This window comes from Collinsella sp. HCP3S3_D1, assembly GCF_052064015.1.
In the GTDB taxonomy this organism is placed as follows: domain Bacteria; phylum Actinomycetota; class Coriobacteriia; order Coriobacteriales; family Coriobacteriaceae; genus Collinsella.
Genome location: NZ_JBQHWK010000020.1, coordinates 12,371 through 29,203 on the forward strand (window position 1 = coordinate 12,371; position 16,833 = coordinate 29,203).

Sequence of the window (16,833 nt, forward strand, 5' to 3'; positions counted from 1 at the left end):
TGGGGCTTCCCCTGAAAACGTCCTCGATCATTAATTCCCCCGTCGTGCGCTGCGCGCGAGGGGGCAATTCGATCTGCGGATTGTTTTCAGGGGAAGCCCCAAGGAGACCTACGCGACCTCGACAGGATAATCGCATTCGCTGATTTAATATTGCGCTCCTTCGGAGCTGCGGATAAGCGGGCCTCGTGCTGCGGAATGTTTTTAAGGGGATGCCCCCGGGTGGCCCTATGGCAACGTGGCTAGCGATGTCTATAGGGACCCACGCTTTGAAAGGGCGCCGGGCTGAAATTATGGCCCTTTATTGATAGGGGCTCTTGCTAGGCTGTAGCACTTACCAGCAACAGACTTCGACTATGTGCTTGGTTTACGCCGCACTGGGTTCCTTGTATTCGAAGACTGGTTCTAGGAGGTCTTCGATGTTGCAGTGGAGGGCTTTTGCTATGGCTCTCGCGCTTGTTACCGAAGCCTCATTGATGTTTCTCTGGCGCTGCTCGTACATTTGGATTGAGCGGAGTGACACACCCGATTCGTATGCTAGGTCTTGTTGGGTTTTCTTAAGCTTCTTTCTTGCTAACGCAAGTTTGGTTTGCCTGGACGCTTTTTTCGCCATATCGCAGACGAGGCGAACCACTCGTTCCTCCGAGGCTTCGTGCCAGGGGTAATACAGACTGCGCAGCACATCAAATGGAACGACATGCAGCAAATCTTCGAAAGACTCTCCTAGGCGCCACTGCAGGTATGCCAGCATCCAGCCCGCCCAATATTCCGGCGTCTTCTCAAATCGATAGGTGCAGTCCGGTATAGGCCTGTTTTGATAGCCCGACCTTTCAGCGATAAGCGCGAACAGCTCAACACCCGATTTCCCCGACACTACCCATGCGTTGCCGCGTTCAAACTCGCGAGCAACCCCGCTCAGGCAAAAGAGTTCAGCAACTTCAGATCCTTCTGCTCCATAGTCATTGACGGCATAGTCGAAGCAGTCGCCGAGGTTGTTCATTGCGTCCTCGAGGTAGTAGACGGGATATGTCCTACTCGGTCCACGATCTGTCAACTCTTGGATCATTTAAATCAACCCTCCCTGCCATTAAATCCCTAATGTCGATACCTTCGGAATCGAACCCATTGACCGTATCCAAGTATTTGCGTCGAGCATTCTGCTCTCGCTCAAAACGCTTGGGATAAAACTCAGACCCCGAAGCCCGCTTCCAATCGCAGAATCTAATCATCGAAAATGCGCGCTCGCTCATAAGGGCATATTGGATACCCAAATCACCCAAGCACATGATACGTTGCAGCTGTCTGAGCGATATCATGCCGCTGACAAACTGTCTTGCAAACGAAAAATAGGAGTCGTCAGCACGATAGCCTCGAATAACGTCATAAGGAGATGTATCAATTAAGCAGTTATCAAGTAGATAGCGAAGCCCTTCACGCGCCAATGGCGTCGAAACATTGAACTCTCTGTTATTCGCCAGAATTGCAAGCCAATTGAGGATTGAAAACTCCCCAGACTCCAAATCCAAGACCGAAAGGCCATCTAAATCAAGCTCATATCGATTGGCAACGCCATCAGACTCGGTCCGGCATGCCCATTCCATCGCCATTTCCTCATGTGGCGTGCAATAAAACCCGCGACCATAGTCATTGAATTGTCTGCATTTATCCAACGACGGACATTCGACAACAACCTCCGACCCGTGCCAAAGCTCCATATCGACCTCCAAATAAAAATATCACCCCAGTGATAGTGTACCAACAACTATCACTGGGGTGATATAGATGGATGAATACTATTGTCTGCCAAGAGCCCCTACTAGAGGCAGGCCTCGGCAATGCGGCGCTTGAGCTCGTCGATGCCGGTGCCGGTCTGGGAGCTTGTGATGATTACGTTTTCGGCCGGGACGTTGAGTTGCTTTTTGATGGCTGCCGCTTGGCGGGCCTGCTGGGTGCGGCTGAGTTTGTCGGCCTTGGTGAGGCAGACGATAAAGTTGAACTCGTTGCCCTGCAGGTAGTCGATCATGTCATGGTCGAGCTTGCTGGGGTCATGGCGAATGTCCACCAGCGACACAACCAGGTTAAAGCTGCGCTCGGAGTCGAAGAAGTCGCCGATGAGCTCGGCCCAGCGGTCGCGCTCGGCCTTGGAACGACGGGCGAAACCGTAGCCCGGCAGGTCCACAAAGTGCACGTCGTCGGCCTCGAAGAAATTGATATTGCTCGTCTTGCCCGGCGTGCTCGAAACCTTGACCAGGTTCTTGCGGCCAAAGAGCTTGTTCATGATGGACGACTTGCCCACATTGGAGCGGCCCACAAAGCTCACCTCGGGACAGGTGGACTCGGGGATCTGCGAAACCTTGCCGTAGCTGGCGACGAACTTGGCAAGCTGGTAGTTAATGGAATCGGCCATGGATACTCCTTGGTCGTAGGTTCTTACAATAGGGATGCACGATTACGCAGCGGCGATGCAGCGGACGATATCGAGTGTAATGCCGCTCGCGGTGCGGGCGTACTCGTCCAAATCGAACTCTCGCTCGCAAAACGCGTCATATGCCTCGTCACAATTATCGCTGATAGCACGCAACACCAGACAATCGACACCGTTCTTGGCTGCAATATGGGCAATCGCAGCACCTTCCATCTCAACGCAATCGGCATGCGTCGCCTCGATGGCGGCGGTGCGCATGGCGTCGCCCGTTACAAAGCGGTCGCCTGTAGCGATAGTGCCAACCAGGAACTGTTTAGGATCCTTCTCCGCAGCGGAATCAGAAGCGTAAGCATCGATAAACCCATGTTCGGCAAGCACGGTGGTGGCGATGTCAACCAGAGCCGGTGTCGAGGCAAACTCCTCAAGCTCCGGCGCCGACTCGGCGATGAGCGCCGTGTCGGTATCCAGATAGCGCAGGCACTTGCCAATAACCACGTCATTGATATGGAGTTTGGAGTTTAAGCCACCCGCAATGCCCGAAAACACAACGGCCTGCGGAGCATATTTGCTGATGAGATGCTGTGTTGCACCAGCGGCGTTTACGGTTCCCATGCCAGCGGTCGTGGCGACCACTGACAGACCGTTGAGCTCGCCGCTTACAACGCTCAAGCCTGCCTCTTGCGACACATGGGCGCCGTTCAGTTCTTCTTTAATCTGCGCAACCTCTTTTTCGAGTGCACCGATGATTGCGATGGTAGGCATACCATCCCCCAAACCTGTGAAAACTGTTTATCCACGGTATGGTACCAGCATTTTGACTCAACCGCGCAATACGAAGCCGTTAGGCCAGCGCAGCGCGAGTATCGTAGAGCGCCTTGGCGATGGCGGCCACGGCCTCACTCGAACGGTCACTCCACGGCATCGACGTCATGATGCTCATAATGTAGGTGTTGCCATCGACATCGATGAGGCCAGCATCGCACGTCGAATTGCAACCTGCCTCGCTGATCCAGCCGGCTTTGTTACGCACCATGGCACGGTCGTCCGCAATGCCGTCACGGATAAAGGACCGGGTCGTAGAGGCCAGAAGGCCCGACAGCCATTGCGACGTCTCTCTCTCGCGGCTCAAATACTCGCTCATCTCGCGCCACAACTTGACCGAGGTGCGCGGGCAATAGGTGGGGAAATCGCTCATTGGATCGAGCGCGACCTCGTCTTCGACGCCGAGTGCGGCAATCCAATCCTCGTAGCCATCTTGATCAAACGTTGCACGTAACGCGATAAACGAGTCGTTATCCGAGTTGACGACCGAGGTCTCGATCAAGTCGCGAACCGTCAGCCAACCCATACTGTAGCCGCCATAGGTGCCCAGAGTATCATCGAGCGATACTTGCCCTGTCTCGACCAGTAACTCGCAGACGTAGAGTACATAGAGCGCCTTGTAGCTACTCGCACCGTACACCTCGGCGTCCGCGTTATACGTCACGCCCTTGCCGCTCGACAGATCGTAAAACACCACGCCCACGTCGCCCAATTCCTGGGCCTGATCAAGGGTGTCTTGGAGCGCGGCGAGGCTCTCATCCTCCAGGGCGGGGATCTGGTCATCAACCAGTGAGAAGGTCTGCACGGTATCGCCTGAGGGAATATCGTTAAAGTCCGCCTTCGAAAGCCTCGTCTTGAGGCTCGCTGTCGACAGGGTTTGACTTGCGGCGGCTTTAGATTTAGAGACCTTTTTGTTTTGCGTCTGTACCGTTGACGCATCTGAGTGTGCCGTTCGCTCCGACGCGTAGGTTTTAGCGGTAATTCCGAGGATAATAACCGCCAACGTTAGCATCCCCATGGCGGCAATCTTCGTCACGCGGATGCGAGCGTCGGCAAGGCCACGCGAAGACGTGCCCTTCGTCTCATATCTGCTGCTATGCTGCGGCACATGCTCGTCCCGCGATGCGTCGTTTCGCACGTGGTCTCCTGGCTGCTCCCGTTCATATACGAGCAGCATAATACCGAGCAGGCATTTCTTTCCAAAGATATTCAGAAGCGTTTAAGGTGTCTTTAAAGAAACCACAAGCGTTTTTATCCAAATGGCACGATTCTGTTGCGCATCTCACCGCAACCCAGAGAGCAGTCTTTTTAGGACGGGGCTCTTTTAGCTACTTCTCCACCCTACCGGCCCCAAATGAGCTACCCCTAGCCGATGGCGTTTTTGAGTTCCGCGCGGCGTTTTTTCATGCCCGTCATGACGGCGTTGCGCAGCTCGGGCATGCGCGCGGTATCCATCTGCGGAACGCCCTCGAGCTTATAGGGAATCCCCAGCTGCTCATACTTGACGACGCCCATCGTGTGATACGGCAGCATTTCCAGGCCCACCACGTTATGCCACGGGGCAATCAGACGACCGAGTGCCTCGCACTCCTCTGCCGTGTCGGTAATGCCCGGTACTACCACGTGACGGATAACGACCTTGATCCTGCGACGCGCCAGCTCATCGCCAAACGCCAGGATGCGCGCAGGATCGCAACCGGTCAGCTTTTTATGCTCGACGGGATCGGCGTGTTTAATGTCGAGCAGCACCATATCGGTCTCGTTGAGTACGGCATCGAACTTCTCGGGATGCGCGGGGTCGAACGCATAGCCGCAACTATCCAAGCAGGTATGTACGCGACCATCGGGGTTGTTGTGCATTGCGCGGAACAGGTCGGCCAAGAACTCAGGCTGCAGGAGCGGCTCGCCGCCGGATACCGTAATACCACCGCTGCGGTAAAACTCATGGTTGCTCTGGAACTCGTCTATCAGGTGCTCGACGGTCACCATGGTGCCGCCGTTAACCGACCAGGTATCGGGGTTGTGGCAATACGCACAGCGCATGGGGCAGCCCTGAACAAACACCACAAAGCGGATGCCGGGTCCATCGACCGTTCCCATCGTCTCGATCGAATGCACGCGGCCCAGGGCAAACGCGGAGTCCTCAGGACGAGCGTCCATACCCTCGAGCTTCATCTCAGCCATTCCCGCTACCTTGCCTCTCATTGGTTTTAGCTACATAAATGCCAGAGTCATTCTAGCCTATATGCTTGATGGCGAAACGGTTTAGCGGTCAATTGGATTGTCCTATTTGGCCCCATGCAAAAGCGGCGGGAAGGTTGTCGCAACCCGCCCGCCGCCGAGGCAATAGAAATCGATAGACGCCAGGCGTTACGCCTTGAGCGTGAGCACCGCGCCGAAGGCGGTCGGGCCGCAATGGCTCGAGATGACGCCGCCGACCTGAGTCCAGGTAACGTCCTTAAAGCCCAGGTCGTGTGCATAGACTTCCATGTCGTCGCGCAGCTCCTCGGAAAGGCCTACCGAATACGCCAGGCCAATGTGCGAGTAGTCAATTTCGCCCTTCGCAACCATGTGGTCAATAAAGGCGCGGGCGCACTTGAGCATAGAGCCGCGGAACTTCTTGGTCGCCACGAACTTGCCGCCCGTTACCTCAATGCAGGGCTTAATCTTGAGCAGATGGGCACCTAGGAACGCCACGTTGGACAAGCGACCGCCCGCCTTAAGGAAGGCAAGGTCGGTAGGAACAAAGCCCAGCAACACGCGGTCCATAACGGAGTTCGTAAAAGCAAAGATCTCGTCGACGGTGGCATCGGGATGAGCCTCGATGTATTTGGCGGTCTCGACGACAACAAGCGACTGGCCCACCGAGACAAAACGCGTGTCCATGGAGAACACGTAGTCGCGCCCCTCTGCCGCGATCTTCGAGGACTGATGCGAACAGGTCGTGGCCTCGGAATACGCAAGATGCAAAATGGTCGCGTCGGGCTGCTCGGCGTGAATGCGGTCGTACACGCGAGAGAAATCTGCCGGCGCGCAGCCGCTGGTCTTGGGCATCACGCCAAACTCGTTGCAGCGCGAATAGATCTCGAGCGGATCGATCGAGCCGTCCTCGACGGTCTCGTCACCAATCGTGACATGCATGGGCACACGCACGATGCCGTAGCGTTCGCAGAGCTCTGGCGTCACATCCGAACCAGATTCAACCACGATTACGTACTTGCCCATTCTTATCACGACCCATCTCGACGTTGACTTTTTAATATGTGACGCACGTCCGCCGTCCTGCTACAGAACGGTCTCCAAGCGCCAAAGAGACGCCGTCCCTTGCATAAAACAAAGGACAGCGTCTCCCTGGAAAACTCCGTTCTTAACTGAGATTTTACACGGTTTATTACTAAGTGTTACTTACTCCGCAAACGGTAGCTATACGCGATAAACGGTAGCAAGTAAGTATCCAGAACGCTCAACCCATTAGGAGAGTTCCGCCTAAAGGGTGACTACACAGGACCCCCGCCGGGGCTGTTTGGGCTACCTCCCAAAACATTCCGCAGGACGCAAGAAGCCCTCGCCGCACGAAGTGCGCAGCGAGGGCTTCTTGCATGTCCGAGGACACCAATTTAATTTAGCGTGGTTCCCTAAAGTGCGATAACGCAGGAGACCCGGCAAGGCCGGGAGCACTTTGCCTCGCAAACATTCCGCAGCCGCGAAGCGGCGAGGACGTTTGAGAGGCAAAGTGCGTAGGCCTTACCGGGTCTCCGGTGGGAGTTGAGTCCCTTTAGAACTTGTTGTGGAAGGTACGCGAAATGACCTCGTCCTGCTGCTCCTTGGTGAGCGTGTGGAAGTTCACGGCATAGCCGGAAACGCGGATGGTCAGCTGCGGGTACTTCTCGGGGTGAGCCTGAGCGTCGAGCAGCGTCTCACGGTTGAAGACGTTGATGTTCAGGTGGTGGCCACCCTTCTCGGCGTAAGCGTCGAGCATGTGGACCAGGTTGTCGGCCTGAGTCTCGGAAACTTCAGAAACCTTCATAATGTGTCTCCTTCAATCGATAGGCGCCGGCCGAAACCGGCGCACTAATCAGTAATCGTTATTGTTAGTATAGCACTAACAATAGTTACTCGCCCAGCTGATCAAGGTCGATATCACCAAAGAACACCTGGTCCTCCTTGCCGAGCGCGCCCGGGATGATGGAGAAGGTGTTGGAGATGCCGTCCTGGGCATCGCGGAACGGGAGCTTGGAAACCGAAGACAGCGAAGCGATGGCGCCCTGGCTATCGCGCTTGTGCATGGGGTTAGCACCCGGGGCGAACGGCTGGCCAGCCTTGCGGCCGTCGGGCGTGGAGCCGGTCTTCTTACCGTACACGACGTTGGAGGTAATGGTCAGAACCGAGGTCGTGGGCACGGAGTTGCGGTAGGTGTCGTTCATGCGGATGTACTCCATGAACTGGTGCACAACGTCGTGAGCGATCTGGTCGACGCGGTCGTCGTCGTTACCGTACTTGGGGAACTCGCCCTCGGTCTCGAAGTCGACGATGATGCCGTTCTCGTCACGGACGGGGTGAACCTTGGCGTACTTGATGGCGGACAGGGAGTCAGCCACGACGGAAAGGCCAGCGATGCCCGTAGCGAACCAGCGGTGCACGTGCTTGTCGTGCAGAGCCATCTGGATGCGCTCGTAGCAATACTTGTCGTGCATGTAGTGAATGATGTTCAGCGAGTTGACGTACACGCCAGCGAGCCACTTCATCATGTCGTTGTACTTGGCCATAACGTCATCGTAATCGAGCGTGTCGCCCTCGACGGCGCGATACTTGGGGCCGACCTGCTTCTTGGAGACCTCGTCAACACCGCCGTTGAGTGCGTACAGCAGGCACTTGGCCAGGTTGGCACGAGCGCCGAAGAACTGCATCTCCTTGCCAATGCGCATGGAGGACACGCAGCAGGCGATGCCGTAGTCGTCGCCGTGGTAAACGCGCATGAGGTCGTCGTTCTCGTACTGGACCGAGGAGCTGGCGACAGAAGTCTTGGCGCAGAACTTCTTGAAGTTCTCGGGAAGACGGGTCGACCACAGAACGGTCATGTTGGGCTCGGGGCTGGTGCCCATGTTCTCGAGCGTGTGCAGGTAGCGGAAGCTCATCTTGGTAACGAGCGTACGGCCGTCAACACCCATGCCGCCGATGGACTCGGTGACCCACTGCGGATCGCCGGTAAACAGGGCCTGGTACTCGGGGGTACGGGCAAACTTGACCATGCGGAGCTTCATGATGAAGTGATCCACGAACTCCTGGATCTGCTCCTCGGTAAAGGTACCGTTGGCAAGGTCGCGCTCAGCGTAGATGTCGATGAACGTAGAGGTACGGCCGATGGACATAGCGGCGCCGTTCTGCTCCTTGACGGCAGCGAGGTAGGCGAAGTACATCCACTGGATGGCCTCCTGCGTGTTGGTAGCAGGTTTGGAAATATCGAAACCATAGGTCTCGGCCATCATCTTGAGCTCGCCGAGGGCGCGGATCTGCTCCTGCAGCTCCTCGCGATCGCGGATGTTGTCGGCGGTCATGACCGTCGGGGTGGAAGCCTTCTGGGCCTCCTTATCCTTGATCAGGTAGTCGACGCCGTACAGGGCGACACGACGGTAGTCGCCGATGATGCGGCCGCGGCCATAGCCATCGGGCAGACCGGTGATAATGTGAGCCGAGCGGCAAGCACGCATCTCGGGGGTGTAGACATCGAAGACGCCGGCGTTGTGGGTCTTGCGCTCGAAGGTGTAGCGCTCGACGACGTTCTCGTCGATCTTGTAGCCGTGCTGGCTGGCAGCCTGGCAAGCGATGCGGATACCACCGTTGACGTGCAGAGCGCGCTTGAGCGGCTTGTCAGTCTGAAGACCGACGATGGTCTCCTTCTCGCGGTGGGCGTTATCGATGTAGCCAGCGGGGTGGCTCACGATACCCGTGACAGTCTTGGTGTCCATATCGAGGACGCCGCCCTGCTCGCGCTCCTTGAGCAGCAGGTCGAGGACCTCGCCCCACAGCTCCTTGGTACGCTCGGTCGGACCGGCGAGGAACGATTCGTCGCCCTCGTAGGGGGTGTAGTTCTTCTGGATGAAGTCTCGGACGTCAACCTCTCCCGTCCAGATGCCTTCCTTGAAGCCTTCCCATGCCTCCTGCATTGTGTAACCACGCTCCTAGTTACGTATAATGCGGCGCTCTCTCACACCGCTGCTTATTGAATTCTTGAATGTTCGGGTTGCATGACCGGCTTCATTCGCCTTCCATCGCGCGTTAGCACAGGGAAAAACGTTTGTCCACCTTGGAACTGCAACCCAAAACCCAAGATTTCACCCGTCTGAGAAGGATAACATAGCCACCCCCTTCATCAGGGCTGTTATATGTTTCTTTTTTTATACCATTAGGGCGTTTTTAACAAATCCGCAGGAAATGCGAGCGTGAACAACTACCGTTCACCGATTTGTTTGGTATTTTTCCTTGCCTTTGTACGACGTTCACTCTAGCTGTTATGCCAGCTTTAGCAGGGTAAAGTGCCCCAGAGACCCACAGAAACTGCAGGGCGGCCACGGGATTTCCCCCGGGGCCGCCCTGTGGCGTGGCTAGTTATTTAGCTTTGATTGCCGCTTGGCATTAAGCAGCAGCGGTGACCCTGTCGGCCGCGGCCTTTTTGCTGTCGCCGTGACCCTGGCCCTCAAAATGCTTGAAGCACCAGCTGGTGACCAGCGGGGTCAAAATGGCCGTCACGATGGCGCACGCTGTAACCTGCGCCGTAGCCGTCGCGAGCACGGCACCACCGTACATGGCCTCGTTGACGCTTGCCATGGCGGCAGGCGTGGCCACATTGGCTCCGGCGCAGCTCGAAATGGCCGCACCTGCGACACCCGTACCGCCCGTGAACTTATCGACCGCGATGACGGGAATTGCAAAGACCACCGAGCAGATCACGCCGAGCAGGATGCCGGGAAGACCGCCGTTGATGAGCTGGCCAAAGGTCATGGTCGAGCCCATGGCAAAGAAGACGAGCACGATGATGGCGGAAAGTGCCGGAGCCATCATCTTCTTAAAGCTCGGGAAGAGGTTACCCAGAATAATGCCGACGACGATCGGCAGGATGGCGCCCACGAGCGACCAGCCGATCGGAGCCTGGCCAGCAGCGCCGAGCACGATCATTGTGACCGGAGGGCCGACAACGAGTGTGGTGATGGCGACGGCGCCACGTTCGGCCTCGTTGCCCATGGTGCCCATCAGACCAGCGTACATAGCGTTGTTGGCGCCGGTGCAAGCCGCCAGCATCACCATGGCAGAGATGCCAAACAGGTTGTCGTTGAATACATAAAGGATAAGCAGCGACACGGCAACGACCACGATCTGCTTGACAGCGATGATGATGGCGCCGCGTGCAGCGGCGGCAGGCGCACTTTTAAACGAAATCGTCGTACCGACGATGAGCAAAAAAGCGCCCACGAGCGGGCTTGCACCCTGCTGGGTCATGCCAAGCGTAAAGCTGCCGAGCGTTTTGAACAGGTCGGGGAATAGCGTGTTGAGCAAGCAGCCCAGCAAAAGCGGCACCAAAATATTGGCGCCCGGGATGGAGGACATCTTAAAGAACGGCTCCTTTGCAGCCGGCGCCTCCACCGCAGTCGATTCACTCATATATATCTCCTTTGGATGCATGCGAATCGTAGCCGCACGCGCCTATGTCAGAAAGAAAGCGACAACCCCGATTCGCCAGGGTCGCCGCCAAACGATTACCGCGGGGTATTACCCGTCCAGGACGATGCCGCCGTCGCAGTCACCGATCTCGCCGTTCACGAAGCTGGCGAGGTCGGAAGCGAAGAACAGCACCATCTGCGCAGGCTCGCTGGCCTGGGCGGCGCGGCCCAGAGGAATACCGTTGATGATGCGCTGAGAGTTCTCGTCAGAAAGGATCGACGTCATGTCGGTAAGCGTGAGCGACGGGCACACAGCGTTGCAGCGGATGCCGAACTTACCGCCCTCCTTGGCGACCGCCTTGGTAAGGCCGTTGACACCGGCCTTGGAGCTCGCGTAGGCCGCGGTGCCGAGCAGGCCGCCGCCGATCTTGCCAGCAACGGAGCTCACGTTGACGATAGTGCCGGCATGTGCCGCCTTAAAGTGCGGGTACACGGCATTCATCATGGTAAAGGTGCCGTTGAGGTTGATGTCGATGGTGCGACGCCACTCGGTGTCGTCGATCTCGTCAAACTTCTTGGTGCTGATGACACCGGCGCAGTTGATCAGGATGTTGGTTTGCGGCAGGTCCGTAAAAATCTGCTCGACGGTCTCGCGCGCCTTGGGCGCATCGGCGACATCGAGCTGATAGAACTTGTTGCCCTCGCCAAGCTCGGCCACAGCCGCCTCGCCCTTGGCAGCGTTCCTTGCGATGAGCGCGACGTGTCCGCCGCCCGCAACGATACCCTTGGCAATCTCGAGGCCAATGCCCTGAGTGCCACCGGTAACGATCGCGGTTTTACCCGTGAAGTCAAATGCCATGACTCCAACCCCCTTGATTCAGGTGTCTCCTTGCGGGAAGTTGGAGCATCGCACATGGCGATAAATGAGTCCCAGCCGTCATGGTGGTGACAACCCCTCGCCTAACCGCGGGCATGATAGTTCTTTGAAACGCTTCAGCAATTGAATTATTTTAAGTCTTTATACGCTCTTTATATTGCCCACTGCATGAGGCCCGCATATGGGGGTATCATCTTCTACCAAAAATAGTTTCTAGTGTTAGGGGTTTTCGGTGAAAGATACCGATTTCCGTGAACTTGGGCGTCAGCTCCTTACCGAGTTCGGCAGTATGCATCAGCGCATTTCGCGCTTTGCGGACAAAGCCCTCAGTGGTGAGATGGCCGTCATGCGCGCCCTCATGCTCGCTGGCGGTTCGCTCACGCCAAGCGAACTCGCCGATCGTGCCTGGGTCTCGAGCGCCCGCATCGCCAATATCCTGCGCGCTCTCGAAGCCAAAGGCTGGGTCGAGCGCGAGCACTCAAAGACCGACCGTCGTCGCGTACACGTCACGGTGACCGACAAGGGATTCCATGATCTCGAAATCAAGCATCGGGAATTCGAGGACCGCACCGCGGCCTTCCTCGAGCAGCTCGGCGAAACAGATACCCAAGAGATGGTGCGCCTTCTTAGGCGTGCCAACGAAATTATCGACCGCAATCAAGAAAGGAGAGATGCCGAGTGAGGATTCTCAAGCTCTTTAAAAAGCATGTCCTGGCACTGTTCGCAGCTATCGTACTTATCGTAATCAGCTGCAACGCCGATCTGGCGCTGCCTACGTATATGAGCGACATCGTCGACGTGGGCGTGCAGCAAGGCGGTATCGCCTCGCCCGTACCTGACACCATTCGCACCGAATCGCTCGACGACCTCGAACTCTTTATGAGCGATAAGGACGCCAAAGCTGTGGAGGCCGTGTTTAGCAAGGCGGATAATAACGGCATTCGAACGTACAAGGGCACCGAGGAGGAGCGCGCCGACGGCGGCAAGATTGCCGACATCGTGAGCCTGCCCGAGACCGTCGTCCTTTCGTTCAACCAGGGCATTGACGCCAACTCCATGGATGACATGATGGGTTCGTCCAGCGAGAATAACAACAACGCCGCCCAGGCCATGCCCACCCCCGAGCAGATGGCGGCAATGACGCCCGAGCAGCTCGCCGAGACGCAGCAGAAGGCCGCGGCAGCGCAGAACATGCAAAAGCAGATTGACACCGACGGCGGTAAGATCACCATGAAGAGCCTGCGCCTAGGCGTTGAAGGCGGCCTAATCGACCAGGGCAAGCTCGTCGAGGGTGCCAACGATATGGCGGACAAAATGGGCTCCATGTCGGGTTCCATCGTGACCCAACGCGCCGTGAGCTATGTACAAGACGAGTACAAGGCGCAGGGCATCGACCCCGCCGACGTGCAGAACGCCTATCTGGGCCGCATGGCAACCACGATGTTTGGTCTGTGCCTGATCTCGCTCATCGCCACCATCCTGACCGGCGCCGTGGCCTCGCGCACCGCCTGTTCCATCGCACGCGACCTGCGCCGCGAGACCTTCAACAAGGTTATGCACTTCTCGCCGGCCGAGGTGGGCAAGTTTAGCCAGGCCTCGCTCATCACCCGCTGCACCAACGACATTCAGCAGATTCAGATGGCCGCAACCCTGTTTATCCGCATGTGCCTGATGGCCCCCGTCATGGGCATCGTCGCCGTCATGCGCGTCCTGGCCAACCACACCGGCCTGGAGTGGACCATCGCCGTGGCCATCATCGCGGTCTCGGCCGTCGTCGGCGTGCTTATGGGCCTCACCATGCCCAAGTTCAAAAAGATGCAGAGCTTTGTGGACCGCGTGAACCTCACCGCCCGCGAGCTGCTCGACGGCCTTATGCCCATCCGCTCGTTCAACCGCGAGGAGCATGAGCTCGAGCGTTTTGACAAGGCTTCGCTCGACCTAATGACCACGCAGCTCTACACCAATCGTGCCATGAGCTTTATGATGCCGCTCATGATGCTCGTCATGAACTGCATCACCGTGCTTATCGTCTGGTTTGGCGCGCAGGGCGTGTCCGATGGCGTGATGCAGGTCGGCAACATGATGGCGTTTATCTCCTATACCATGCAGATCGTCATGGCGTTTATGATCCTCACCATGGTTTCGGTCATCCTGCCCCGCGCCGAGGTCGCAGCCGAGCGCGTGGAAGAGGTCATCACCTGCCCCACGAGCATCAACGACCCCGCCTCGCCCAAACTGCCCGCGGCCAGCGCACCGCGCGGTGAGCTCACCTTCCGCGACGTGAGCTTCCAGTATCCCGATGCCCGCGCCGACGTCATGAGCGGCGTGAACTTCACCACGCATGCCGGTCAGATGCTCGGCATCATTGGTTCCACGGGCTCGGGCAAGTCCACGCTCGTACAGCTGATTCCGCGCTTATACGACGTCACGGGCGGCAGCATTTCGCTCGACGGTATCGACGTGCGCGATATGACCCTTTCCGAGCTTCGCCGCCGCATTGGTTACATCCCTCAGCAGGGGCGTCTGTTCTCGGGCACCGTGGAGAGCAACCTTAAGTTTGCCGGCGACATGGTAAGCGACGAGAACATGCACGAGGCCGCGCGCATCGCCCAAGCCGAGGACTTTATCGACGAGCGCGAGGGCGGCTACGACTCCCCCATCAGCCAGGGCGGCTCCAATGTCTCGGGCGGTCAGCGCCAGCGTCTGGCCATTGCCCGCGCGTTGGCAAAAAAGCCCGAGGTCCTGGTGTTCGATGACTCGTTTAGCGCCCTCGACTACAAGACCGACGCGCGCCTGCGCGAAGAGCTTGCCAAAAACGTTACCGACGCCGCGCTCGTTGTCGTAGCCCAGCGCATCGCGACCATCATGCACGCCGACCAGATCATCGTGCTCGACGACGGTCACGTGGTGGGCACTGGTACGCACGAGGAGCTGCTGCACAGCTGTCCGGCGTACCTGGAGATCGCACAGTCGCAGCTTTCCGCCGAGGAGCTGGGGCTCACTCAAGAAGAAATTGCAGCCGTTATGGAGGGAGGCGAGCACTAATGGCAGACGAGACCAAGACTCAGATTCCCAAGCCCACCCGCCAGCGCGGTCCCATGGGCCGCATGGGTGGCATGGGCCGCGGCGAGAAGGCCAAGGACTTTAAGGGCGCCATGCGGCAGTTGCTCGGCTATATCGGTCAACACAAGGTTGCCGTGCTTGCCGCCGTCGCCTTTGCCGTGTGCTCGGTCGTCTTTAACATTGTGGGACCCAAGGTGCTCGGCCAGGTTACGACCAAGCTGTTCGAAGGCCTGGTCGCCAAGGTCAACGGTACCGGCGATGTCGACTTTGCCTGGATCGCCAAGACGCTCGGCTTTTTGCTCTGCCTGTATCTGGCAAGCTCTGTTTGCAGCCTCATCCAGGGCTGGCTCATGACCGGCGTCACGCAAAAGATTTGCTACCGCATGCGCAAGGAGATCGCCGCCAAGATCGCTGTCGTGCCGATGAGCTACTTTAACGGACACAGCAAGGGCGATGTGCTCAGCCGCATCACCAACGACGTCGATACGCTGGGTCAGTCGCTCAACCAGAGCGTGACGCAGCTCATCACGTCGGTGACGCAGATTATCGGCGTGCTCGTCATGATGCTGTCGATCAGCCTGCCGCTTACCGGCGTCACCGTGCTCACACTGCCGGCTGCCGCGATTATCCTGACCGTGATGATTCATTTCTCGCAGCCGTACTTCCGCGAGCAGCAGCAGGTCCTGGGCACCGTCAACGGCATTATCGAGGAGGACTTTGCCGGCCAGAACGTCATTCAGGTGTTCGACCGCGCCGAGGCCTCAATCGAAGAGTTCGACCGTCAAAACGACCGCCTCTTTATTAGTGGCTGGCGCTCGCAGTTCCTGTCGGGCCTGATGATGCCGCTTATGAGCTTGGTGGGCAACATGGGCTACGTGGGCGTGGTCGTGGTGGGCGCACAGCTCGCGCTGACTGGCAATGCCACGCCCGGCGACATCCAAAGCTTTATCCAGTACGTTCGCAACTTTACGCAACCCGTGCAGCAGCTGGGCAACGTGAGCAACACGATGCAGTCTATGGCCGCTGCCACCGAGCGCGTCTTTGAGTTCCTGGCCGCGCCCGAGGAGGAGCAGAAGGCCGACGCGCAGATTCCCGAAAAGCGCCCTGGCCATGTGGAGTTTGACCACGTCAAGTTTGGCTACACGCCCGACAAGACCATCATCCACGACTTTAGCTGCGAGGCACAGCCCGGCCAGACCATCGCCATCGTCGGTCCCACCGGCGCGGGCAAGACCACGCTCATTAAGCTGCTACAGCGCTTCTACGACGTGGACGGCGGCTCGCTGCGCGTCGATGGCGTCGACGTACGCGATTGGGACCGCGCGGCACTGCGCGGCGAGTTTGCCATGGTGCTGCAGGATACGTGGCTGTTTAACGGCACCATCCGCGAGAACATCCGCTACGGACGCCCCGATGCAAGCGATGCCGAGGTCGAGGCCGCTGCACGCGCTGCACGCTGCGACCACTTTATCCATACGCTCGCCGGCGGTTACAACTTTATGATCAACGAGGAAGGCACCAACCTTTCGCAGGGCCAACGCCAGCTCGTGACCATTGCCCGCGCCATTTTGGCCGACCGCCCGGCGCTGATTTTGGACGAGGCGACATCCAACGTCGATACCCGCACCGAGGAGCTTATTCAGCGCGCCACGGATGCGCTGATGCAGGGCCGCACCAGCTTTGTTATCGCACACCGCCTGTCCACGATCCGCAACGCCGACGTGATCTTGGTAATTCGCGACGGCGACATCGTCGAGAAGGGCACGCACGACGAGCTGCTCGCCCAGGGCGGCTTCTACGCCGACCTGTACAACTCGCAGTTCGACGAAGCAGCGTAAATTCTGCTGCAGGGAACGAATAACACCCGAGAACGGGGGCGCAGGACAACCTGCGCTCCCGTTTTTTGTTCTGCGACCCTCAAACCGCCTCCCCTGGGACCAAATCGACGGCCTCTTCCAAGCCGCGTGACATCATTCCATTCCAGGGCCAGTTGA

The 16,833-nt window shown here is 57.9% G+C and carries 14 protein-coding genes; 3 read left to right on the top strand and 11 right to left on the bottom strand.

Going from position 1 to position 16,833, the window contains the following annotated elements; translation table 11 throughout:
- Positions 1-364: 364 nt before the first annotated feature.
- The 11 genes from ACTNDJ_RS07360 to ACTNDJ_RS07410 form a co-directional block, all read right to left on the bottom strand.
- Entirely contained in the window at positions 365-1,063 is a 699-nt protein-coding gene (locus ACTNDJ_RS07360) for a helix-turn-helix transcriptional regulator (RefSeq protein ID WP_441083498.1), read from the bottom strand.
- Positions 1,029-1,712: a DUF3990 domain-containing protein gene (locus tag ACTNDJ_RS07365; RefSeq protein WP_441063014.1), complete on the bottom strand. Its 684-nt coding sequence runs from the start codon at positions 1,710-1,712 to the stop codon at positions 1,029-1,031. The genes ACTNDJ_RS07360 and ACTNDJ_RS07365 overlap by 35 nt, the downstream gene beginning before the upstream one ends.
- 101 nt (positions 1,713-1,813) lie before the next feature.
- Complete coding sequence (gene yihA / locus ACTNDJ_RS07370) at positions 1,814-2,404, bottom strand: ribosome biogenesis GTP-binding protein YihA/YsxC (RefSeq protein WP_055252447.1); 591 nt, start codon at positions 2,402-2,404, stop codon at positions 1,814-1,816.
- A 42-nt stretch (positions 2,405-2,446) separates the two neighbouring features.
- Complete coding sequence (mtnN, locus tag ACTNDJ_RS07375; RefSeq protein WP_441048673.1) at positions 2,447-3,184, bottom strand: 5'-methylthioadenosine/S-adenosylhomocysteine nucleosidase; 738 nt, start codon at positions 3,182-3,184, stop codon at positions 2,447-2,449.
- A gap of 79 nt (positions 3,185-3,263) precedes the next feature.
- The gene (locus ACTNDJ_RS07380; RefSeq protein WP_441083499.1) at positions 3,264-4,382 is read right to left on the bottom strand and encodes a serine hydrolase; all 1,119 of its coding nucleotides are present in this window, start codon (positions 4,380-4,382) and stop codon (positions 3,264-3,266) included.
- Positions 4,383-4,609: 227 nt separating this feature from the next.
- Positions 4,610-5,428 carry a pyruvate formate-lyase-activating protein gene (gene pflA / locus ACTNDJ_RS07385; RefSeq protein ID WP_427718181.1) on the bottom strand — a complete coding sequence of 273 codons (819 nt, stop codon included), beginning with the start codon at positions 5,426-5,428 and terminating at the stop codon, positions 4,610-4,612.
- A 186-nt stretch (positions 5,429-5,614) separates the two neighbouring features.
- A complete protein-coding gene (locus ACTNDJ_RS07390; RefSeq protein ID WP_427748366.1) occupies positions 5,615-6,469 on the bottom strand; it encodes a DegV family protein in 855 nt (284 codons plus the stop codon).
- Positions 6,470-7,019: 550 nt separating this feature from the next.
- Complete coding sequence (grcA3, locus tag ACTNDJ_RS07395; RefSeq protein ID WP_055252439.1) at positions 7,020-7,271, bottom strand: autonomous glycyl radical cofactor GrcA3; 252 nt, start codon at positions 7,269-7,271, stop codon at positions 7,020-7,022.
- Positions 7,272-7,356: 85 nt separating this feature from the next.
- Positions 7,357-9,408: a formate C-acetyltransferase gene (gene pflB, locus ACTNDJ_RS07400; RefSeq protein ID WP_427718174.1), complete on the bottom strand. Its 2,052-nt coding sequence runs from the start codon at positions 9,406-9,408 to the stop codon at positions 7,357-7,359.
- Positions 9,409-9,877: 469 nt separating this feature from the next.
- Positions 9,878-10,900 (bottom strand): 2-keto-3-deoxygluconate permease, encoded by a 1,023-nt coding sequence (locus ACTNDJ_RS07405; protein ID WP_441017218.1) that lies wholly within the window; start codon positions 10,898-10,900, stop codon positions 9,878-9,880.
- Between the two features lie 108 nt (positions 10,901-11,008).
- On the bottom strand, positions 11,009-11,758 hold the full coding sequence (locus ACTNDJ_RS07410; protein WP_427728112.1) for an SDR family NAD(P)-dependent oxidoreductase: 750 nt from the start codon (positions 11,756-11,758) through the stop codon (positions 11,009-11,011).
- Positions 11,759-12,008: 250 nt separating this feature from the next.
- On the opposite strand from ACTNDJ_RS07410, the gene ACTNDJ_RS07415 reads away from it, so the two are divergent.
- From ACTNDJ_RS07415 to ACTNDJ_RS07425, 3 genes are read left to right on the top strand one after another with little or no spacing between them, the layout of a single operon-like run.
- Positions 12,009-12,458 carry a MarR family winged helix-turn-helix transcriptional regulator gene (locus ACTNDJ_RS07415; protein ID WP_154514934.1) on the top strand — a complete coding sequence of 150 codons (450 nt, stop codon included), beginning with the start codon at positions 12,009-12,011 and terminating at the stop codon, positions 12,456-12,458.
- On the top strand, positions 12,455-14,821 hold the full coding sequence (locus ACTNDJ_RS07420; RefSeq protein WP_427718170.1) for an ABC transporter ATP-binding protein: 2,367 nt from the start codon (positions 12,455-12,457) through the stop codon (positions 14,819-14,821). The genes ACTNDJ_RS07415 and ACTNDJ_RS07420 overlap by 4 nt, the downstream gene beginning before the upstream one ends.
- On the top strand, positions 14,821-16,677 hold the full coding sequence (locus ACTNDJ_RS07425) for an ABC transporter ATP-binding protein (protein ID WP_154514936.1): 1,857 nt from the start codon (positions 14,821-14,823) through the stop codon (positions 16,675-16,677). The genes ACTNDJ_RS07420 and ACTNDJ_RS07425 overlap by 1 nt, the downstream gene beginning before the upstream one ends.
- Positions 16,678-16,833 lie beyond the last annotated feature (156 nt).